Origin of the sequence: Acetobacter estunensis (genome assembly GCF_019083805.1) — a bacterium.
Lineage (GTDB): Bacteria > Pseudomonadota > Alphaproteobacteria > Acetobacterales > Acetobacteraceae > Acetobacter > Acetobacter estunensis_A.
Map to the genome: position 1 here is coordinate 317,327 of NZ_JAHRDV010000003.1, position 20,355 is coordinate 337,681.

At 61.4% G+C, this 20,355-nt stretch carries 17 protein-coding genes; 6 read left to right on the plus strand and 11 right to left on the minus strand.

Annotated features, from left to right (window positions below):
* Nucleotides 1-94: 94 nt before the first annotated feature.
* From rbfA to rimP, 5 genes are all read right to left on the minus strand, one after another.
* The gene (gene rbfA, locus KUA11_RS06140) at nt 95-541 is read right to left on the minus strand and encodes a 30S ribosome-binding factor RbfA (RefSeq protein ID WP_166316174.1); all 447 of its coding nucleotides are present in this window, start codon (nt 539-541) and stop codon (nt 95-97) included.
* Nucleotides 538-3,192, minus strand: coding sequence for a translation initiation factor IF-2 (gene infB, locus KUA11_RS06145; RefSeq protein WP_217409468.1), 2,655 nt, complete (start codon nt 3,190-3,192; stop codon nt 538-540). Before infB ends, rbfA begins: the two co-directional genes overlap by 4 nt.
* Entirely contained in the window at nt 3,189-3,902 is a 714-nt protein-coding gene (locus tag KUA11_RS06150) for an RNA-binding protein (protein WP_217409469.1), read from the minus strand. Before KUA11_RS06150 ends, infB begins: the two co-directional genes overlap by 4 nt.
* Complete coding sequence (gene nusA, locus KUA11_RS06155) at nt 3,889-5,448, minus strand: transcription termination factor NusA (protein WP_217409510.1); 1,560 nt, start codon at nt 5,446-5,448, stop codon at nt 3,889-3,891. Before nusA ends, KUA11_RS06150 begins: the two co-directional genes overlap by 14 nt.
* Nucleotides 5,449-5,593: 145 nt before the next feature.
* Nucleotides 5,594-6,223 (minus strand): ribosome maturation factor RimP, encoded by a 630-nt coding sequence (rimP, locus tag KUA11_RS06160; protein WP_217409470.1) that lies wholly within the window; start codon nt 6,221-6,223, stop codon nt 5,594-5,596.
* 104 nt (nt 6,224-6,327) lie between these two features.
* On the opposite strand from rimP, the gene KUA11_RS06165 reads away from it, so the two are divergent.
* The 3 genes from KUA11_RS06165 to KUA11_RS06175 are packed head-to-tail and all read left to right on the plus strand — an operon-like array spanning nt 6,328 to nt 9,271.
* Entirely contained in the window at nt 6,328-6,996 is a 669-nt protein-coding gene (locus KUA11_RS06165; protein ID WP_254454710.1) for a hypothetical protein, read from the plus strand.
* A gap of 34 nt (nt 6,997-7,030) precedes the next feature.
* Complete coding sequence (locus KUA11_RS06170; RefSeq protein ID WP_217409471.1) at nt 7,031-8,302, plus strand: AAA family ATPase; 1,272 nt, start codon at nt 7,031-7,033, stop codon at nt 8,300-8,302.
* A gap of 9 nt (nt 8,303-8,311) precedes the next feature.
* Entirely contained in the window at nt 8,312-9,271 is a 960-nt protein-coding gene (locus KUA11_RS06175) for a hypothetical protein (protein ID WP_217409472.1), read from the plus strand.
* A 9-nt stretch (nt 9,272-9,280) separates the two neighbouring features.
* Here the strand turns inward: KUA11_RS06175 and KUA11_RS06180 are convergent, their stop codons facing one another.
* From KUA11_RS06180 to acnA, 4 genes are all read right to left on the minus strand, one after another.
* Nucleotides 9,281-10,180, minus strand: a complete 900-nt coding sequence (locus KUA11_RS06180; protein WP_217409473.1) for a LysR family transcriptional regulator — start codon at nt 10,178-10,180, stop codon at nt 9,281-9,283.
* 122 nt (nt 10,181-10,302) lie between these two features.
* Nucleotides 10,303-11,874 carry an ABC transporter substrate-binding protein/permease gene (locus KUA11_RS06185; protein ID WP_217409474.1) on the minus strand — a complete coding sequence of 524 codons (1,572 nt, stop codon included), beginning with the start codon at nt 11,872-11,874 and terminating at the stop codon, nt 10,303-10,305.
* Nucleotides 11,871-12,617, minus strand: coding sequence for an amino acid ABC transporter ATP-binding protein (locus tag KUA11_RS06190; RefSeq protein WP_217409475.1), 747 nt, complete (start codon nt 12,615-12,617; stop codon nt 11,871-11,873). The genes KUA11_RS06185 and KUA11_RS06190 overlap by 4 nt, the downstream gene beginning before the upstream one ends.
* A gap of 73 nt (nt 12,618-12,690) precedes the next feature.
* On the minus strand, nt 12,691-15,387 hold the full coding sequence (gene acnA, locus KUA11_RS06195) for an aconitate hydratase AcnA (RefSeq protein ID WP_166316142.1): 2,697 nt from the start codon (nt 15,385-15,387) through the stop codon (nt 12,691-12,693).
* Between the two features lie 158 nt (nt 15,388-15,545).
* On the opposite strand from acnA, the gene ccmA reads away from it, so the two are divergent.
* Both ccmA and ccmB read left to right on the plus strand, forming a co-directional pair.
* Nucleotides 15,546-16,271 (plus strand): heme ABC exporter ATP-binding protein CcmA, encoded by a 726-nt coding sequence (gene ccmA, locus KUA11_RS06200; protein ID WP_475638915.1) that lies wholly within the window; start codon nt 15,546-15,548, stop codon nt 16,269-16,271.
* The gene (gene ccmB / locus KUA11_RS06205; protein ID WP_217409476.1) at nt 16,268-16,942 is read left to right on the plus strand and encodes a heme exporter protein CcmB; all 675 of its coding nucleotides are present in this window, start codon (nt 16,268-16,270) and stop codon (nt 16,940-16,942) included. Before ccmA ends, ccmB begins: the two co-directional genes overlap by 4 nt.
* 8 nt (nt 16,943-16,950) lie before the next feature.
* Here ccmB and KUA11_RS06210 read toward each other — a convergent pair whose 3' ends face one another.
* A complete protein-coding gene (locus KUA11_RS06210; RefSeq protein WP_217409477.1) occupies nt 16,951-18,240 on the minus strand; it encodes a hemolysin family protein in 1,290 nt (429 codons plus the stop codon).
* Between the two features lie 91 nt (nt 18,241-18,331).
* The gene (hpnH, locus tag KUA11_RS06215; RefSeq protein WP_217409478.1) at nt 18,332-19,534 is read right to left on the minus strand and encodes an adenosyl-hopene transferase HpnH; all 1,203 of its coding nucleotides are present in this window, start codon (nt 19,532-19,534) and stop codon (nt 18,332-18,334) included.
* A gap of 487 nt (nt 19,535-20,021) precedes the next feature.
* Here hpnH and KUA11_RS06220 point away from each other — a divergent pair.
* Nucleotides 20,022-20,355: 1-deoxy-D-xylulose-5-phosphate synthase N-terminal domain-containing protein (locus KUA11_RS06220; protein WP_302480870.1), on the plus strand; the 334-nt coding region annotated here is incomplete at its 3' end.

The window sequence follows — 20,355 nt, forward strand, 5'->3', positions numbered from 1 at the left end:
TAAAAAGAGGCGCTTGCCCGACCGCAAGCGCCTCTTTTCCAAACCCACCAGAAAAAAGGCCCGGTCTCGTAAAAGAGCCGGGCCTTTTTGGTTTCTATTCGTCTTCGTGGTCGTCCAGATCACGCTGGACTTCCGGACGCTTAAGCAGCGCATCCACTTCCATCGCGTAATCCAGCGCCGTATCGGGCTGGAAATGCAGCTCTGGGGCCACCCGAAGACGCAAAGTATGCGCCAGTTGGGTGCGCAGCCATGGCGCCACCCGCTTGAGCGCGGGAAGCAGGCTTTCCACATCCGTCCGCCCCAAACAGGCGACAAAGGCCGTCGCGTGCTTGAGATCGGGAGAGATGCGCACTTCCGTCACGGTGATAGATACGCCCGCCAGTTCCGGATCACGAAAGTCCGCACGCGCGAACACTTCCGCCAGAACACGCCGCACTTCTTCCGCTACGCGCAACTGACGTTGTGACGGTCCGCCTGTGGAAAGGCCGGCGAGTCGCCCCGCCGGCCCCTTTCCATCTTTTCGGTGTGAGCCGCGACTCATGCCGGGATGACTTCCATCTCGAAGCACTCGACTACGTCACCCTCTCGCAGATCGTTGTAGCCTGCGAAGGAGAGACCGCACTCATAGCCGCGCGCCACTTCCTTGACATCGTCCTTGAAGCGCTTGAGCTGGCTGAGTTCGCCCTCATGAATGACCACGCCATCACGCAGCAGACGCACGCCACAGCCACGCTTGACCACGCCTTCGGTGACGTAACAACCCGCGACCTTGCCGACCTTCGTGATGTTGAAGACCTGCCGGATTTCGGCGTAACCGAGGAACTTCTCGCGATGCTTCGGCGCGATCTTGCCCTTGACCAACTGCTCCACATCATCCGCCACCTGGTAGATGATCGAGTAGTAGCGGATCTCGACACCGTCACGCTGCGCCATCGCCCGGGCCTGCGCCGTGGCGCGGACATTGAAGGCAATGATGAGCCCGTCGGACGCCTTGGCAAGCTGCACATCACTTTCCGTGATCTGACCCACTGAAGCGTTGAGCACCCGAACCGCCACTTCCTCATGGGAGAGCTTCTCGACTGTCGCCTTGATCGCCTCGGCCGATCCCTGCACGTCCGCCTTGATAAGGACCGCAACCTGCTTCTGCTCACCCGCCTGAATACGGGCCAGCATCTGGTCAAGCGTGCCACGCGCGGCTGTCTGACCGGCCGCCGTGTGCTCCTTGATCTTGCGCTGACGGAATTCCGAGATTTCGCGAGCGCGATTCTCGTTCTCCACCACCACGAAGGACGAACCCGCCTCCGGCACTCCACCGATACCGAGCACCTCGACCGGAGTGGATGGCAGCGCCTCCGAAAGCTGACGATTGCGATCATCGACCAATGCGCGGACGCGGCCCCACTCGGCACCGGCGACAACGATGTCGCCTTTACGAAGCGTGCCCTTCTGGACCAGCACCGTGGACACAGCGCCACGGCCACGATCCAGTCGGCCCTCAATAACAGCGCCTTCCGCTGGACGATCAGGATTCGCCTTGAGATCCAGAATCTCGGCCTGAAGAAGAATAGCTTCTTCCAACTTGTCGAGATTCGTCTTCTTCAGGGCGGACACTTCCACATCCTGAACATCGCCGCCCATCGACTCGACCACGATTTCATGACTCAGAAGATCCTGACGCACACGATCCGGATTTGCTCCCGGCTTGTCGATCTTGTTGATCGCCACAATGATCGGCGCATTGGCCGCCTTGGCGTGTTTGATGGCTTCAGCCGTCTGCGGCATCACGCCGTCATCGGCCGCAACGACCAACACCACCACATCGGTCATGGACGCGCCACGGGCACGCATGGCCGTAAAGGCTTCATGACCCGGTGTATCGATGAAAGTGATCTTCGCACCGGATGCCAGCGTCACCTGATAGGCGCCGATATGCTGGGTGATGCCACCAGCCTCGCCCGTCGCCACATCCGTGGTACGCAGAGCATCAAGCAACGAGGTCTTGCCATGATCGACGTGACCCATGACGGTCACGACCGGCGGACGCGGACGCAGATCTTCTTCCTTGTCCTCGACACCTTCGATGCCGATTTCCACGTCGCTTTCCGCAACGCGGCGTACGCGGTGACCGAACTCCTCGACCACCAGTTCCGCCGTATCAGCGTCGATCGTCTGGGTTACGGTCGCCATCACACCCATTTTCATGAGCGCCTTGATGACCTCTCCCTGACGGGCCGCCATACGATTGGCCAGTTCCTGAACGGTGATGCTCTCAGGCAGCACGACATCGCGCACGACACGCACCTGATCGGTCCGCAGACGCTCAAGCTCGGCCTGACGACGCTCACGTTCACGCTGACGGCGCACCGACGCGAGAGAACGCGTCTTGTCGTCATCCCCCTCAATCGCGGCCTGCACGTCAATGCGACCGGAACGACGGTTCTGATCCTTCTTCACACCACCCGGTGTACGACGCGGCTGCGCCGGCGCACCACGACGTGGCGGGCGACGCTCTTCCTCACCGCCTTCACGGCCACCGCGCAGACGAAGGGTTTCCCCCGCCGCAGGTGTGGCTGCGGCAGCCGGTGCCGGACGCGTCTGCACCAGCGGCTTCGTGGGCATGATCGCACGTTCAGCCAACGGACGCAGACGACCCGGAGGTGGCGCAAGCGTGACCGTGCCGGGAATCGGCTTATCGGACACAACCGGCCCACGCTCTTCCACCTTGGGAGCGGCCGGCTTCAGCGGAGGCTGCTCCTCGGCCTTGCGGGCACGGGCTTCCGCCTCGGCGCGCTCAGCTTCCTCGGCGGCACGACGCTCTTCCTCTTCCTTGCGACGGGCTTCTTCAGCCGCCGAAAGAATACGGATATTTTCCTGCTCAATGCGCTGCGCTTCACGCAGGGCAGCTTCCTGCCGCTGCTGCTCCAGAACGCGCTGACGAACCGCGATTTCCGCATCCGTCAATCCACGCTTGGCACCACGCGGGCCGCGCGCTCCACCTGGCACGCCAGCCTTGGGTGCACTCGGACCCGGCCGTCGATTCTTGCGGACCTCGACCTGGACCACCTTCGAACGACCATGGCTGAAGCTCTGACGCACGGAGCCAGCATCGACCGTGTGTCCTACCTCCGAACGGCCTGCTGGCCGCAGGGACAGCCGCCCCTTACCCTGATCCTGATCGTTGCCTTCGCTCATCTATCCGCCTGTTCAACCCGATCACCGGAAAACCCCGGCGTCCGCAGGGCAGACACGTCGGTCATCCCCGCAAAACGTTTACTTTCATGCCACAGCCGCGAGGCCAAAGCCCCGGACCGCAACGCCGCATGCACACATCGCTCGCGACCGAATACTTCGCCCAGCGCCTCCGCCATCAGCGGGGAGACCACCGGGATGTCCCTTGCGCCGGACAGGAGACGCCGACACTCGTCCGCGCTTCCATCCGACGCCTGCACGACCAGACCGGCTTTCCCAGCCACGATCCACTCACGCACCTTGGCATACCCACACACAACCTGTCCGGCGCGACGCGCAAGCCCCAGAGTCTCCCGCACACGACGCAGAAGTCCGGTTTCAATCAGATGTGCCAGATCTGGAGGGATGACCACCTGTCCACGGGCAGCCCGTGCAAAGGCCCCACGTGTCCGAGCGGTTTCTAGCACATCTCGCCGCGCACTCAACCATATTCCCCGTCCGGGCAGACGCGCATCCAGATCAGGGACGACCTGCCGGTCTGGCGCCACGACAAAACGCAGCATCCTTTCCGGCCGATCGTGCTCGCGCGTCACCACGCAACGCCGCAACGGCCCCTTCTCGTCCGCCTCCTCCGCTTCTCCAACATCGGGCAAGGCCTTTCCAACCTCACCTTCGCCGGACAGGGATGATGTCAGGTGCTCATCCGGCGTCATGCTCAGGAGTTACCTCCTCGGTTTCAGCTGGCGCGGACTGCTCGTCCTCACCCTCGAACCAATGCGCACGGGCCGCCATGATGATTTCGTTGGCCGTTTCCTCGTCGATGGCTTCTTCACCGAGAATCTCAACCAGTTCGTCACCCGCCAGATCGGCCAGATCGTCGAGCGTTTTGACGCCCTTCTCACCCAGCGTCACCAGCATCTGGTTGGTGAAAGCCTCCAGCGCCACGATTTCATCTGTGACCCCAAGCTCTTTACGCTTGGCATCAAGCTCTTCCTCACGACGCACAAGGAAGCCCTCGGCACGACGCTGAAGTTCTTCCACGACCGACTCGTCAAAACCTTCGATGCCCACCAGTTCATCCGGCTCGGCGTAGGCCAACTCTTCAATCGTATCGAAGCCTTCCGTCACCAGAAGCCCCGCGATCACATCATCGACATCCAGTGCTTCGACAAACAACGCTGTACGACGACGGAATTCTTCCTGACGGCGCTCCGATTCCTCGGCTTCCGTCAGAATATCGATATCCCAGCGTGTCAGCTGGCTGGCCAGCCGCACATTCTGGCCACGACGTCCAATGGCGAGACTCAACTGTTCGTCCGGCACAACGACTTCCACGCGCCCAGCGTCCTCGTCCATGACGACCTTGGACACCTCGGCCGGCGCCAGCGCGTTGACCACGAAGGTCGCCGCCTGCGGACTCCACGGGATGATGTCGATCTTCTCGCCCTGCAATTCAGCCACGACGGCCTGCACGCGAGAACCACGCATACCCACACAGGCACCAACCGGGTCGATGGACGCATCCTTAGAAATCACGGCCATCTTGGCGCGTGAGCCGGGATCGCGGGCCACAGCCTTAATCTCAATGATACCGTCATAGATTTCCGGCACTTCCTGCGCGAACAGCTTGGCGAGAAACGCCGGATGCGTACGGGAGAGGAAAATCTGCGGCCCACGTGGCTCGTCGCGCACATCATAGATGTAGGCACGCACACGATCGGAATTGCGGAACGTCTCGCGGGGAATCAGTTCGTCCCGACGCAGCAGCGCCTCGGCAGAACCGATCTCAACCATGAGGTTGCCGTATTCCGTGCGCTTAACCGTACCGTTGACGATCTCGCCCACGCGGTCTTTGAACTCGTCATACTGGCGCTTGCGCTCATATTCCCGCACGCGCTGCACAATCACCTGCTTGGCCGTCTGCGCCGCGATGCGCCCAAAATCGATGGGTGGCAGCGGATCGATCAGATGTTCGCCAAGCTGAATATCGGGCTTGAACTTGCGCGCGATGTGCAGCGGGATCTGCGTGTCCTCGTTCTCAACCGTTTCCACGGCCTCGGTCCAGCGAGACAGCCGAACCTCACCCGTACGCCGATCGATGGTCGCGCGGATATCTTTCTCATGACCATATTTGGCGCGACCAGCCTTCTGGATGGCCTGTTCCATCGCTTCCAGGACTTCATCCCGGTCGATCATCTTTTCCCGCGCTACGGCGTCCGCCACCAAAAGCAGCTCGGGACGTGCAACAGACGTATCCATACTCATCAGAACTCCACGACAGACCACACGCTGATATCGTGCATCAGCCAGACCCGACAGACCGGCATTGAGCGCAATTCACGCCCATACACGATCTGGACAAGAATATGGGGGCAAGGGAGAGCTTACGCCACCCCGCTCCCGATCAATGACGCCGCGAAGGGGTCTTGCGACCCTTTCCAGCCGGCTTGCTCGCCAACTCGCCGTCCTCACCCTCGACCGCCTCAGCCTCAGGCACCATAAGCGCCCGCGTGGCTGCGATCAGTTCGTCAGTGAGGATCAGACGCGCTTTGCGCAGTTCACGGAAGGGCAGAACCACCTCCGAACCATCGTCCAGCCGAAGACGCCCGCCCTCTTCCGTAGCCCCAAGAACGATGCCCGAAAAGCGACGTCGTCCGTTCACCGGCACCATCACTTCCGCTTTCGCCAGATGCCCGGCAAAACGCTCCCAGTCCTTGGGACGGGTGAGCGGACGATCGATTCCGGCGGAAGACACTTCAAGCGTCCAGTTTCCGGGAATGGGATCTTCCACATCCAGCACCGCACCGACTGCGTGGCTGATACGCTCACAATCCTCAACAGTGATAAGAGAACCGTCGGCACGATCAGCCATGATCTGCACCGTCGGCACCTCGCGCCCGAGAACGGCCAGACGCACCAGTTCGAACCCGAGATCCTCCAACGTGGGAGAAATCATCGCGGCGATCCGGGCTTCAAGGCCTGAAGCACTTGAGAAATCTTCGTCCAAAACAAAAAAGGCGGCCGCTATGGCCACCCCCCAAAACAAGCGGAAGATGAAAGGAATTAGTGTTTTTCTACGGCATCGTCACACCAACCGCAAGCCTGAAAAAAGACCTGCTTTTTGTAACAGATATTCACATGCAGGAAACCGATCCTCACAGTCGGCGTATCCCTCTTGCCACACGCGACGCGCCTATGTCTGATGGACAGAAGATGACAGCGTATCGCCCCGATTTGCAGCAGCAGCCCGAACCCGGCCCCGGTGGCTCTGGGCCGCGTCTCGCCATGATCGCTATGGCTGGGCTGCTTGTGCTCGGCGGTGGGGCGTCGTGGCTCGCCAACCATCGCGCTTCCCCCGAGGCCTCTCCTGTCACACATTCAGCTTCGCAGCAGCCCATGACCGGCGGCAGCCAAGCCTCGGCGGCAGGGCAGTTCACCCTGATTTCTCCCGACAATGCCGCCCGCGCCTTGCGAAAGGCGGGATACTCCACGGATGAGCAGGCGAAAATACTCGCAGGGATCAATCGCAGGGATTACCGACTGGTGGTCATGCCCATTTTTGACGCCAGTGGCGCAGGTGGGACAGTCAGCGTCCAGTCCGGCCCTATTACACGTGTCGTCACTCTCACTCCCGAACCGCAGGAGATTGTCCTGCCAATCGTCGTGAGCGGGGATGTCACGTTTACTCCTCTTTCCAACCCCGGCGTCCGCGGTATTCAGGTTGGAGGGATCATGGTGTCGGGGCCGGAAGCGTTTCCCGTCATTCATCAGGACGAATCTCTTACTGTCACGGTGATCGCCCAGTGATGCGTGCTTTTTCTCTTCACCTCTCGTCCATCACATGAAGGGCCTGATTCCCACGCTCAACCGGCTCATGCCGGTGATGATGGTGATCTTTCTGATCCTCGCGAGCATTCAGGCGGCTGCCAGCTTGCATCTTTCACTCGCGAGCGTGGATCAGTTCATGGAATGGTGTGCTCCGCTGTGGCCGGTTCTGGCCGGAGTCGGTGCGTTTTTTACATTGGCAGGGCTCCTGTTCGAGACCCGTGCCGAACGACTTGCCCGCAAGGGACTGCTGCGCAGAAGGGGATGGATGATGGACGTGCTGGCGCGACTCACGAACCGGCAGGCGCTGGAAGAAATGCTCGCCCGCGAGCAGCGTGATGCCGCCATCGACGCCGAGGAACTCGCGGCGAACCTGCGTGCGCGCGTCATCGGGCAGGATCAGGTGTGTGAGGACATATCGGCTCAGCTCCGTCGTCGTCTCGCTCTGCACGTGCGCGGCAAACCCGTCGGTATCTTCCTGCTTGCCGGCCCTCCGGGCACCGGCAAGACCTATCTGGCCAAGCAGCTTGCCCGGCAGCTCGAACGCCCGCTGCTGCATTTCGATATGACGCAGATGAGCAGCCCACACGCCGCGACCCAGCTTTTCGGCTCCCCCAAGGGCTATGTCGGGTCGGATACCTACGGCAAGTTGACCGGCGGGTTGAAGGAAAAGCCCGACGCCGTGGTTCTGCTCGATGAGATCGAGAAAGCGCACCCTGACGTCTTCAAACAGTTCCTGATTGCGTGGAACGACGGTTATGTGACCGAAGCGTCCACAGGCGCGCATGTCTCCACCACGCAGGCAATCTTTATCCTGACCTCCAACATCGCCACGGAAGCGCTGACCGACATCGCCGACCGGCTGGCCAATGATCCCGACCGTATGCGCGCCGAATCGGTCGAGGCATTGCGTCAGGCAGGTTTCGCGCCCGAGGTGCTCAACCGTCTCGACCGGATCTTCGTGTTCCGTCCGCTACGTGGCCTCGATATCGCTCGCGTTTCGGCGCTGGAAATCGAGTCCATGATCGAAAGCTACGGGTTGACCATCGAACCGGGCGGGATCGATCCCACCATCCTTATGGACGTCATGCGCCGTCAGAACCGTCTCGGAGACGGTGCCTCCGCACGTGACCTTGCCCGTTCGATCGAGGACATGATCAGCGAATCGCTCATCACGGCACGTCAGCAGGGCGCCAAAATGGTGCGGATTACGCATGGCGAAGACGGAATTGGCGCCGAAGTCGTGAACGAACCGCTCTCGCCCACCCGCCCTCACATGACGCCCTGATTCCACATCATGTCCGCTTTCTCGCGTCTCTGGCACCGCGCGCCGCTCTGGCGTCTTTCCTTCTTCGGCATGATTGCCTTCTCTGGCCTGACGGTGCTGTATCCACCGCACTGGCTGCTCAAACTCTATCCTCCGCTGGACAAGCTGGCGCATCATGTCGCGGCTCCGCCCGCAGACGAAACCACTGGGCCCACTTCAGGCGACACCGGCAAAGGAGCCCCCACTGGCGGCGATTCGGTGCAGGCCGCAGCCCCTCCCATCGACGCCACACTGACGGACATTCTCCCTTTCGCTGGCCATCAACTGCCGCTTCCCGCTGGTGTATGGCACCCGGTCCTCACCGATCAGGCCGGTCCGCATGGAGAGATCAACAGCAATGTGCTGGTGCGCACCGATCGCGGTGTGGTGACAGGCGTCATCATTGCCCGCTCGACCAATGCCAGCATCTCCGCGACCGAAGCGGACAACATCGCGGCTCCCTGTCACGATGACCGCTACACCTTCCGCCGCCAGCTCGCAGCGCCACCGGGCAGCGCGCAATGCGTGGCGACAGACGTGGTGTACGTCGATCATGATGAGGTCAGCGCCGCTTCCGACGTCAACTGGGCGTTCCGCCGCCTCAAGGTGCTGGGCTTTCCCATGCCTTTCGTGCTGGCGCAGGCGCTGTGGGTTCACATGGTTCGCGCAACAGATGGCGGCATCAATTTCGAGGCTGTGTCCATTGCCCTCAGCCCCGCCGAGCCCGGTAGCGCAAAGCTCAACACCACACCTGCTGATTGGACCCCTCAGGGAATCGGACAGTCACCCTTCGCCGGGCGCTTCATAAACAGTGTGAACAACTGGATTCTGAGCTGGGCGCCCGTGCTGCTGGCAGGCCATGAAGGTCGTCTGCAACCCATGGCTAACGGTCAACTGCGTCCGGGAGCCGTCGATCCAGCCTGGCACGGCTCAGCCGGGCGCATCCCGTAAAGGCGCAGCTCAGTCCGCGCCGACAAGTTCGGTCGAGATTTCCACCAGAAAATCCAGCACAGTGCGTGTACGCAGCGGCAGGGTCCGTGGTCCCGTGTGCACGGCATAGAGCGGCATGGGAGGCACCTTCCACGCTGGCAGCACCTCGCTCAATTCACCCGAAGCCAGCAGGTCGCGCACCTGAAAGCCCGGCAAAAGCCCTATGCCCACTCCTGCCTGAATGGCGTGCAGAGCGGCCTCGCTGCTGTTGGCGCGAAAGACCGCCCCCGGCGCCACCACGCTTTCCTCACCCTCTTTATTGAAAAAATGCCAGTCCTGACGGCCGCCGCCATAAGCGAACACCACGCAAGGCTCTTCCGTCAGTTCCCGTGGATGTTCGAGACGACTTTTCGGTGTGAAGTGCTTTGGAGACATCACAAGAGTGCGCTGCACAGCGCCCAGCTTGCGGGCGATCAATGAGCCTTCCGCAATCTCGCCCACGCGGATGGCCAGATCCAGACCTTCCTCGACAAGATCACCAAACCCATCCCGCATGATGACTTCGACCGACAGATCGGGATGCTGGCCCAGCAGTTCATTGATCCGGGACGTAAGTTGCAACCCGAACGCCGTGGTGACGCCCAGCCGCACAAGGCCGGACACAGATGCGCGTCGGCGCCCCAGGACGGTCTCCGCGGTCTCAAGGATTTCCAGAACCTCATAGGCATGGGGAAGCAGGCTTCGCCCGTCTTCCGTCATCATCAGGCTGCGGGTCGTGCGCGCAAACAGCGTGGTACCGTAATGCGCCTCAAGCAGCGCGATGTGGCGGGAGATGGTGGGCTGACTAGTCCCGGTTTCACGTGACACGGCGGAAAAGGAGCCGGTCGCGGCCACGCGAACGAAACTGTGCAAAGCAGCAAGGAGGTCCATCAGGTCAATCGCGCAGGAGGAAACTCACGCGATGATGACCGAGGGAAGATTTATGCACAATCGGGTGAAAACGGAGGGAGCCATACCGAAATGTCATTGATCGGCAGAGCTCCCTCTGCACCTCAGTGGTGCGCGCCACTCCGGCGTTCACTCACCGCAAGACGGCGCTCGGCCATACGGGCCAGCCGCACGAAGGGCAGACCGAGCAGCAAATAAGCACCGCCGACCATCAGACCAGTCCCGAAATAGTCGAAATAGGTCGAGGACAGCCGGACATAGGTCTGGCTGAGCTCCGTCAGAGTGATGATGCTGACCAGTGACGAATCCTTGAGCAGCGAAATGAAGTCGTTCGTCATCACCGGCACGACCACACGGAAGGCCTGCGGCACCACGACGTAACGCAGAGCCTGCGTGTGCGTCATGTTGAGCGCCGTCGCCGCTTCCATCTGGCCACGGGCCACGGATTGCAGACCCGCACGGTAGTTTTCGGCTTCATAAGCCGCGTAGTTCAGGCCCAGTCCGATCACACCCGCCACGAAGGGCGAGAGCCGGATACCCAGCCCCGGCAAACCATAGAAAATGAACAATATCTGGATCAGCAGCGGCGTTCCGCGCACGATCTCGATGTAGAGCGTTGCCAGCATGGCCACCCATGTCGGCCCGTAGCGCCGCGCCAGTGCCAGCACCAGACCGAGAGCCACCGCCAGCACCATCGCGCAGGCTGAAACGGCCAGCGTCATCACGGCACCCTTGCCGATCAACGGTAGGAAGCTGACATAACGCTTCAGTCGGGCGCGCCAGCCCTGCGTGGGCATGGTCGCCGCGATGTAGCGCTGCCACTCTGTCGGCGCGACACCCGGCTCGGAATAATCACCCGTCCACGCCGCCATCTCCGGCGTCCAGAGATTCCAGCGCGCGAGGATGCGGTGCAGCGTACCGTCCGCCACCATCGCCTTCAGCGCCGCGTCCACCTGATGCCGCAGCTCGATATTTGCACCTTTGGCAAACGCGATACCGTAGGACAGATGCCCAACCGGCGGTCCGACGATACGGAAGTCGGGATCGGCTTCCCCATAAAACAGGGCAATGGGACCGTCGATCAGGATCGCGTCGAGCCGCTTGTTGCGGAGGTCCGCGAACATGTTGGACTCTTCGTCGTAGCCGCGCACGGTGATGTCGTGCCGCTCACCCATCATGCGCTCGGCCAGCGTGTCCTTCACCGTGCCGATGACATGACCACCCAGACGCTCATAGGAATCCAGCCCCGCCTGATCGCGCCGGACAACGATACGTTCGGACGTCATGTAATAAGGCTGGCTGAAATCGACGGCATCCATATGCTCGGGCGTCATTTCGATGCCGCAGATGACCATCTCGTAGAAATTGCGTTGAAGGCCGGGAATTAACCCGTCCCAATCGTTCTGAACGAACTGCGATTCACGGCCCAGCCTGCGGCCGATCTCCTCCATGATGTCGTATTCGAAACCGCTCATGCGATTTTCGTCCGACGGATCATGGAATGTGTAAGGCACATTCGAGGTGCCGTCCGCGCCCCATTTCAGGACTGTAGCGGAAGCAGGCGATGCCACCGGCTGAACCGGGGGCGACTCCGGTTCCTGTGCGAGAGCGGCCGGACCCTGTAAGAACAACCCCACCATCGCGAGCGCGAGGGCTCGCAACACAAGCGCCTTCATACTGAGGCTCCAAGAAAACGCCGCGTCCGGGGATCGCGCGGATTGTCACACATTTCGTCCGGATCACCGATCTCGATGATCTGCCCGCCATCCATGAACACGATGCGATCGGACGCCGCACGGGCGAAGCGCAGGTCATGGGTCACGACGATCTGCGTCATACCTTCACGGTCCAGCGCCCGCATCACTTCGAGTACCTCTTCCGCCACACGCGGATCGAGGGCGGAGGTCGGCTCGTCATAAAGCATCACGTCGGGCCGCATCGCGAGCGCGCGCGCAATGGCCGCACGCTGCTGCTGGCCGCCCGACAACGTGGCGGGATAGCGCAGGGCAGCGGCTTCAAGCCCGACCTTGGCGAGAAGCTCCCGCGCCTCCGCCTCGATCACGGCGGGCGCGACATGCTTCACCACGCGTGGCGCCAGCATGACGTTGTCCAGCACGGTACGATGCGGAAAGAGGTTGAAGGACTGGAACACCATCCCGACATGTGCGCGCAGCCGGTGTGCCAGCGCCTCATCGGATGATTTCCACAGACCGCCTGCCCGCCGGATACTGTCATCGGCGATGGTGACGGTCCCCTCATCGGGAATTTCCAGGAAATTCAGGCAGCGCAGGAAGGTGGACTTCCCACAGCCCGAAGGCCCGATGATGGATACGAGTTCGCCCCGCTCGACCGTAAGCGAGACATCGTCAAGTACCTTGTTCGAATCGAATGATTTGCTGATCGATTCGGCACAAAGCACCGTTTCAACGCAAAAAGCCGGCTCGGGATTCCCCGAACCGGCCAATTTGCTGTCGTCAAGAGACGAAGGAGTGTCAGGCAGCTTTCAGCATCCCACGCAGAACGTAATGAAGAATGCCACCATGACGGTAATATTCCACCTCGTCCAGCGTATCGATGCGGCAGAGCAGCGGCACCTCTTCCTTTTTCCCGTCAGCACGGGTGATGACCAGCGTCACGTCCATACGCGGCGTGATCTTTTCAAGACCGATGATGTCGAACACCTCATCGCCCTTGAGATCCAGCGTCTTGCGCGTCGTGCCTTCCTTGAACAGCAGCGGCAGCACGCCCATGCCCACAAGGTTGGAACGGTGGATGCGCTCGAAGCTCTCCGCGATCACCGCCTTCACGCCCAGAAGCAAGGTGCCCTTGGCCGCCCAGTCACGCGAGGACCCCATGCCGTATTCCTTGCCGCCGATGACGACGAGGGGCGTGTGCTCCTTCTTGTACTCCATGGCCACATCGTAGATGAAGCCCTGCTTGCCGTCCGGATAGTGCTTGGAGAAGCCACCTTCCGTTCCGGGGCACATCTCGTTCTTGATGCGGATGTTGGCGAACGTGCCGCGCACCATGATCCGGTCGTTGCCGCGACGTGAACCGTAGGAGTTGAAGTCCTTCGGCTCGACACCGTGCTCCATCAGATACTTGCCAGCCGGCGAGTCCTTCTTGATGGCGCCGGCCGGCGAGATGTGGTCGGTCGTGATGTTGTCGCCCAGCAGAGCCAGAAGACGCGCACCCTTGATGTTGCTGGTCGTGGCCGACGGCTCGACCGGCATGTCCTTGAAGTACGGCGGATCCTGCACATAGGTGGACTTCGGATCCCACTTGTAGGTCTCCGAACCCGTGGCGATCTTGAGATCCTGCCACTCCTTCGTGCCCTTCGACACCGTGGCGTAACGCTTGATGAACTCGTCACGATTGATGGAAGACCCCATCAACGCAGCGATTTCATGGTTCGAAGGCCAGATATCTTTCAGGTAGACCGGCTTGCCGTCCTTGGACGTGCCCAGCGGCTCCTTCGTGATATCCTTGCGCATTGTGCCAAGCAGTGAATACGCCACCACCAGCGGCGGGCTGGCGAGGTAGTTGGCGCGCACGTTCGGGGAGATACGTCCCTCGAAGTTACGGTTGCCCGAAAGCACCGACACCGCCACCAGCTTGTTGCTCTCAATGGCGTCAACGATGTTGTCAGCCAGCGGTCCCGAGTTGCCGATGCAGGTCGTGCAGCCATAACCGACCGTGTTGAAGCCCAGCGCGTCGAGGTCTTCGCTCAGATTGGCGCGGTTGAGATAATCGGTGACCACCTGCGAACCCGGCGCCAACGAGGTCTTCACCCATGGCTTGGGCTTCAGGCCCAGCGCACGCGCCTTGCGGGCAACGAGGCCAGCCGCGATCAGCACAGCCGGGTTGGACGTGTTGGTGCACGACGTGATCGCAGCGATCACCACGTCACCGTTGCCCAGCTCATAATTGGTGCCGGCAACCTTGACCTTCTTGTTCGCATCATTGGCGGGCACGCCAAGGCTCGAGGTCAGCTCCTTTTCGAACGCCGAGGTGGCGTCGGTTAGCACGACGCGGTCCTGCGGACGCTTCGGGCCGGAAATGGAGGGAACGACTGTGGAGAGGTCGAGTTCCAGCGTGTCGGTGAACACCGGCTCCGGGGTCTCCGCTGTGCGGAACATGCCCTGCGCCTTGTAGTATTCCTCAACCAGCTTGATGCGATGCGCATCGCGGCCCGTCTCGTGCAGATAGTCCAGTGTCAGCTTGTCGACCGGGAAGAACCCGCAGGTCGCGCCATATTCCGGAGCCATGTTGGCGATGGTCGCGCGGTCCGCCACCGGCAGGTGATCGAGGGCCGGGCCGAAGAACTCGACGAACTTGCCGACCACGCCCTTCTTGCGGAGCATCTGCGTGACGGTCAGCACCAGATCGGTGGCCGTGGCCCCCTCAGGCAGCTTGCCTGTCAGACGGAAACCGATGACGTCAGGGATCAGCATGGCGATCGGCTGGCCCAGCATAGCCGCTTCCGCCTCGATGCCGCCCACGCCCCAGCCCAGAACGCCCAGACCATTGACCATGGTCGTGTGGGAGTCGGTACCATACAGCGTGTCGGGGTAGACGTATTCCTTGCCGTCCACGGCCGCTGTCCAGGCCACCTGCGCGATGTATTCCAGGTTCACCTGATGGCAGATGCCGGTATCGGGCGGCACGACCGAGAAGTTCTCGAACGCTTCCTGGCCCCAGCGCAGGAACGCATACCGCTCGCCGTTGCGGTCGAACTCGATGGTGATGTTCTTCTGCAGCGCGTCCGGCGTGCCGTAGACATCCACCATCACCGAGTGATCGATGACGAGATTGACCGGCACCAGCGGGTTCACCTTCTCGGGGTTGCCCTTAAGCTGCACGATACCATCGCGCATCGCGGCCAGATCGACCACACCCGGAACGCCCGTGAAGTCCTGCATCAGGATGCGCGACGGCTTGAAGGGCACTTCCTTCGTGCTGCGTGCGTCCTTGAGCCAGCCGGCAATCGCCTTCGCATCGTCGGCCGTATAGGAGCGACCGTCCTCGAAGCGCAGTACATTTTCGAGCAGCACCTTGAGGCTTACCGGCAGACGGTCCACCTTGCCGATGGTCTTCTCGGCCTCGGGGATCGAGAAGTAGTGGTAGGTTTTTCCGTCGACCTTGAGCTCACGCCCGGTCTTGAGGGAATCGTGCCCAACCGATTTCATAAAATATTCCTCCGCGACAACAGCATCCCGCTGGTTTGTCGAACCGGCAACTTCCACCACATTCGTGATGGCTGCCCTGCCCGGTTTCCCGGGCCGCCGGGTTGATCTCTGATCGGCGCTAGAACATACCCGCAGGCGGTCCGGGCACAAGGCACACCGTGACCACGAGAACGCGAGCAACCGGGAAACCGGCCCTTGCCGAGGTCACAAATAAGGGATCGACCGCCTTGCCCCCCTCTTCTGCCTCACCCATCCTTCTGGTGGAGGACCTCTCCGTCTTCCGGGGTGAACGACTCGTTCTCGACGGCGTCGATCTCACGATGGATGCAGGCGACGCCCTGTTGCTCACCGGCCCGAACGGGGCGGGCAAATCCACCCTGCTCCGTATCCTCGCCGGACTGGGACGCATGGATTCGGGACGAATGCTGTGGAAAGGCGAGGACATTCTCGCCGATCGCACCACGCATGCGGAACACATCGCCTATCTTGGCCATCACGACGCTCTCAAGCCCGGCCTGACCCTCAAGGAAAACCTCGCCCTCTTTGCACGCGGTCGCCCAATCGACGCGGCCTTGGACGCCTTCGATCTGGACCATCTGCGCGATGTGCCCGCCCGCCTCTTCTCCGCAGGACAGAAGCGCCGCGCCGCCCTTGCCCGCGTTCTTCTGGCCAACGCATCGCTCTGGCTGCTGGACGAGCCAAGTCTGGGGCTGGATGCACGGTCGGTGGAACGGCTGGGGACAGTGCTGCGCCACCATCGTGAACAAGGCGGCATGGTGATCGCCACCACCCACGTTCCATTGCCGTTGGAAAATCCACGCAACCTCGCTCTTCCGGGTGCCCCCGTCGAAGACGACACGCTTGTGGAACTGGCCCACACATGAACACGCGCAGTCTCTTCGTCGCCATCGTGATGCGGGATCTGCGTCTGGCCATCCGACACGGCGCGGACACGCTGGGCGCTGTGCTGTTTTTCATTCTGGCCGCCGCCCTGTTTCCTCTGGCGCTTGGTCCCTCTCCCGCCCTCCTCAGCCGCATGGGCCCGGGCGTGGTGTGGGTCTGCGCCCTGCTGGCGGCTCTGCTGCCGCTGGACCGGCTGTTCGGCACGGAACTGGAAGACGGATCTCTCGATCAGCTTCTCCTGCTGGGTCTGCCACCCTCTCTCATCGCGCTGGCGAAAATGACGGCTCACTGGCTTACGACCGGCCTCCCGTTGCTGATCGCAGCCATCCCCATGGCCGTGATGCTCGGTCAGTCCAGCCACACTCTGCCCGCGCTCATGGCAGGACTGGTGCCTGGCACGCTCATCCTGTCACTGGTGGGCGGTATGGCGGCCTCTATCGTGCTGGGTGCGCGTCGTGGGGGAGTACTGCTGCCGTTGCTGGTGCTGCCTCTGGTCACGCCAGCGCTGATCTTCGGCGCGGCCGCAGTGGAATCGGCGCGAACCGGGTTGCCGGTTGCCGCCGATTTTGAGCTGCTTCTGGCCTTTCTCGCAGGCGCCCTTCCCCTCTGCCCTCTGGCGGCAGGAGCCGGACTTCGCGCCGCCGTCGAGTAAAGGCGCGATCAGTTCTCGGCCAATGTCTGGCGGCTGGCCCGCACGCGCGTCACACGGCGACCTTCCATCTCCAGAACCTCGAACAGCCACCCGTCGAACACCACCTTGTCTCCCACAGCGGGAACACGACGCAGCAGCGCCAGAAGCAGGCCACCCAGCGTGTGATAGCTCCCTTCCGCGGGTAGCGCACCCAGATGCAGCCGATCACGCACCTCATCAGCGGAATCCGAGCCTTCCAGCATCACGACATCGCCCACCTTCACCGGCAGAAGCGTGTGGGGGCCATGCTCATGCACCTCGCCCACAATCGCGTCGAACAGATCGGACGCGGTCACGATACCTTCGAACGAGCCGTATTCATCCACCACCAGAGCAATGCCGAGCGGAATCGACCGCATACGCTCAAGCATATCCAGCGCCGAAATGGTGTCCGGCACCACCACCGGTTGCCGCAGCCCCGCCTCCACCGAGACCGGCATGCCGTCGAGAAGGCGGTCAAGCATATCGCTGGCGAGAATGACCCCCACCGGATTGTCCAGTCCCCCTTCGCACACAACCAGACGCGAGAACGTGGTGGTCCGCAGCGTGGAGATCAGTTCATCGCGGGGCGCGTGCCGCTCGACCCAGCAGATCTCGTTGCGCGGGGTCATGATCGCCCGCACAGGACGGTCCGCCAGACGCAGAAGCCGCTCGATCATGGTGCGCTCTTCATGCTCCAGCACGCCGGTCTGCGCGCCTTCGAGCAGAACTGCGCGGAGTTCCTCTTCGGTCAGGGTCTGACGATCGGTTTCCGACACGCGCAGAAGACGCAGCACAATGGCCGAGGATTTACGCAGAACCCACACGATGGGCCGAGTCACGGTGGCCAGAAGGTCCAGCGGCAAAGCCAGACGGGCGGCGATCTGCTCGGGCTGCTGGAGCGCCATCTGCTTGGGCACGAGTTCACCCAGCACAAGCATGAGAACGGTGATGCACACCACCACCACCACCATCGACATCTGCTCGGCAATGGGGCGGATAGCCGGAAACTGCTCAAGCCACGGCGTAAGAGCGGCCTCAATCTTCACACCACCGAACGTGCCTTCGAGAATCGAGACCAGTGTCATCCCGATCTGGACGGTCGGCAGAAAGCTCTTGGGGTCATCCGCCAGCTTGAGCGCCCGCTCCGCACCACGCACCTTCTGCCCCACAAGTATGACAAGGCGCGGTCTCTTTACGGAAATCAGCGCAAGTTCACCCATTGCGAAAATGCCATTGAGCACAATGAGCAACAGGATAATGAAGATGGAAACGATCATGACATCCGTAAAGAACAGAGAAAGGGCAGAACCCGGAAGGTTCTGCCCTTTCTGTTAATGCAGTATGGCGGTGGGCCGGAAGATGCGAAAATCAGTCGGCAGCATCCACCGGAACCGCTTCTTCCTTCGCCTGCACGGTACCACCTACAACCTTAGTCACGCGAGGCGCCTTGGCGGGCTTCTTACGGGCCGCGATGTCCTTCAACTGCTCGTCAACCTGCTCCGCATAGTTGTACTGCGCAGGACGCTGGTTCACGAGAGAGATTTCCGGAGCCATCGGCTTCTCGGTTTCGGGACCGAAGAGAGCCACCTTGGCGATGTGCCAGGGACGACGTACCGCATCCATGACCGCCGTGGATTCATAACCCGAATGGACCATGCAATCGGCGCACTTTTCATAGTTGCCGGTGCCGTAATCGTCCCACTTGGTGTCGCTCATCAGTTCGTCGAACGACTTCGCATATCCCTCACCCAGCAGATAGCACGGACGCTGCCAGCCAAACACGTTACGGAGCGGCTTGCCCCACGGCGTGCAATGATAGGTCTCGTTACCGGCGAGGAAGTTGAGGAACAGCGGTGACTGCGTGAAGCGCCACTTGTGGCCCTTACCCAGACGGAAGATTTCGCGGAAAAGCCGCTTGGTCTTCTGGCGGTTGAGGAAGTGCTCCTGATCCGGCGCGCGCTCGTACGCATAACCCGGCGCGGTCATGATGCCGTCCACGCCCATCGCCATCACTTCATCGAAGAAGGCAGCGACACGCTTGGGATCGGCACCATCGAACAGAGTGCAGTTGATGGATACACGGAAACCACGCGCCTTGGCCTTTTTGATGGCTGCGACAGCGCGCTCATACACACCTTCCTGGCAGACGGACGAATCGTGCATCGTCTTGTCGCCGTCCAGATGCACGTCCCACGAGAAGAACGGACTCGGCTCGTAATCGTCCATCTTCTTTTCCAGAAGAAGGCCATTCGTGCAGAGATAGACATACTTCTTGCGTGCAATCAGACCGCGCACGATGTCGGGCATCTCCTTGTGCAGAAGCGGCTCTCCACCGGCAATCGCGATCACAGGTGCGCCCGCTTCCGCATCGGCATCCAAGCACTCCTGAAGAGTCAGGCGCTGGTTGAGGATGGCCGCGGGATAATCGATCTTGCCGCAGCCGGCGCAGGCAAGGTTGCAGCGGAAAAGCGGCTCCAGCATGAGTACAAGAGGATAACGCGCCCGCCGGGTGACATGTTGCTTGACAACATACGCGCCGACCCGGACGGCCTGCATCAAGGGTACCGCCATTACGATCTGCTCCTCAGTCGGTCGGGCGACCGACGCCCGTCAAGTTCTGCGGACACATATAGGGTTATGTCCGAGAGAGAAAATAGGAATACCTTATGGCCCAGGCCTGCGGGCAAGTCATGGCCCGCGTGCGAATATACGGCACCACGATTCCTGAATGTGTCGGCTATAGGATAACCCGCTTCAGGCACTCAAGTGCTGATTGCACAATTGTTGCAATAAGACCACACTGATCGGCCATTCGGAAAACGAAGCTTGTCAGAAGGACCGAAACATCATCAAGCAGGGCCAGCATTTTCGAATTGACCCTGCTCTATCCGCTGCGGCGAGAACTGTCCTTTCATGTTCGTTCTTCCGTACCTGTTGCCGTAAGGCAGGACGAATTTCGATGACCGGCAACTGACGTGACCCGCTCCGCGTTTTCGCGTGTGGCAGACGCTCCGCGCGACAATGGGCGGTCACGGCCCCAGACGACGGAAGTGACATGATGGCCCACACCCCGACCGATTCTGCATCTTCTTCTTTCCAAAATGGAAAAGAAGGCGCCCCCACACGCGGCCGTTTTCCTGAGCTGGACCGAGTTGGCCTTCCTGTTGATCTGAGAAATCTGTCGATTGACCAGCTCAGGCAGGTGGCGGACGAGCTGCGGTCGGAGACGGTGGATACGGTCTCGACCACGGGTGGGCATCTGGGCGCCTCGCTGGGCGTGGTGGAACTGACGGTCGCCATCCACGCGGTGTTCGACACCCCTGACGACAAGCTGATCTGGGACGTGGGCCATCAGGCCTACCCGCACAAGATTCTCACCGGTCGCCGCGACC

Coding starts and splice junctions, on each gene's coding strand:
- rbfA (WP_166316174.1), bottom strand. CDS start 541: ATGAGTCGCGGCTCACACCGAAAAGATGGAAAGGGGCCGGCGGGGCGA.
- infB (WP_217409468.1), bottom strand. CDS start 3,192: ATGAGCGAAGGCAACGATCAGGATCAGGGTAAGGGGCGGCTGTCCCTG.
- KUA11_RS06150 (WP_217409469.1), bottom strand. CDS start 3,902: ATGACGCCGGATGAGCACCTGACATCATCCCTGTCCGGCGAAGGTGAG.
- nusA (WP_217409510.1), bottom strand. CDS start 5,448: ATGGATACGTCTGTTGCACGTCCCGAGCTGCTTTTGGTGGCGGACGCC.
- KUA11_RS06165 (WP_254454710.1), top strand. CDS start 6,328: ATGCAGGAAACCGATCCTCACAGTCGGCGTATCCCTCTTGCCACACGC.
- KUA11_RS06170 (WP_217409471.1), top strand. CDS start 7,031: ATGAAGGGCCTGATTCCCACGCTCAACCGGCTCATGCCGGTGATGATG.
- KUA11_RS06175 (WP_217409472.1), top strand. CDS start 8,312: ATGTCCGCTTTCTCGCGTCTCTGGCACCGCGCGCCGCTCTGGCGTCTT.
- KUA11_RS06180 (WP_217409473.1), bottom strand. CDS start 10,180: ATGGACCTCCTTGCTGCTTTGCACAGTTTCGTTCGCGTGGCCGCGACC.
- KUA11_RS06185 (WP_217409474.1), bottom strand. CDS start 11,874: ATGAAGGCGCTTGTGTTGCGAGCCCTCGCGCTCGCGATGGTGGGGTTG.
- acnA (WP_166316142.1), bottom strand. CDS start 15,387: ATGAAATCGGTTGGGCACGATTCCCTCAAGACCGGGCGTGAGCTCAAG.
- ccmB (WP_217409476.1), top strand. CDS start 16,268: ATGAACACGCGCAGTCTCTTCGTCGCCATCGTGATGCGGGATCTGCGT.
- KUA11_RS06210 (WP_217409477.1), bottom strand. CDS start 18,240: ATGATCGTTTCCATCTTCATTATCCTGTTGCTCATTGTGCTCAATGGC.
- hpnH (WP_217409478.1), bottom strand. CDS start 19,534: ATGGCGGTACCCTTGATGCAGGCCGTCCGGGTCGGCGCGTATGTTGTC.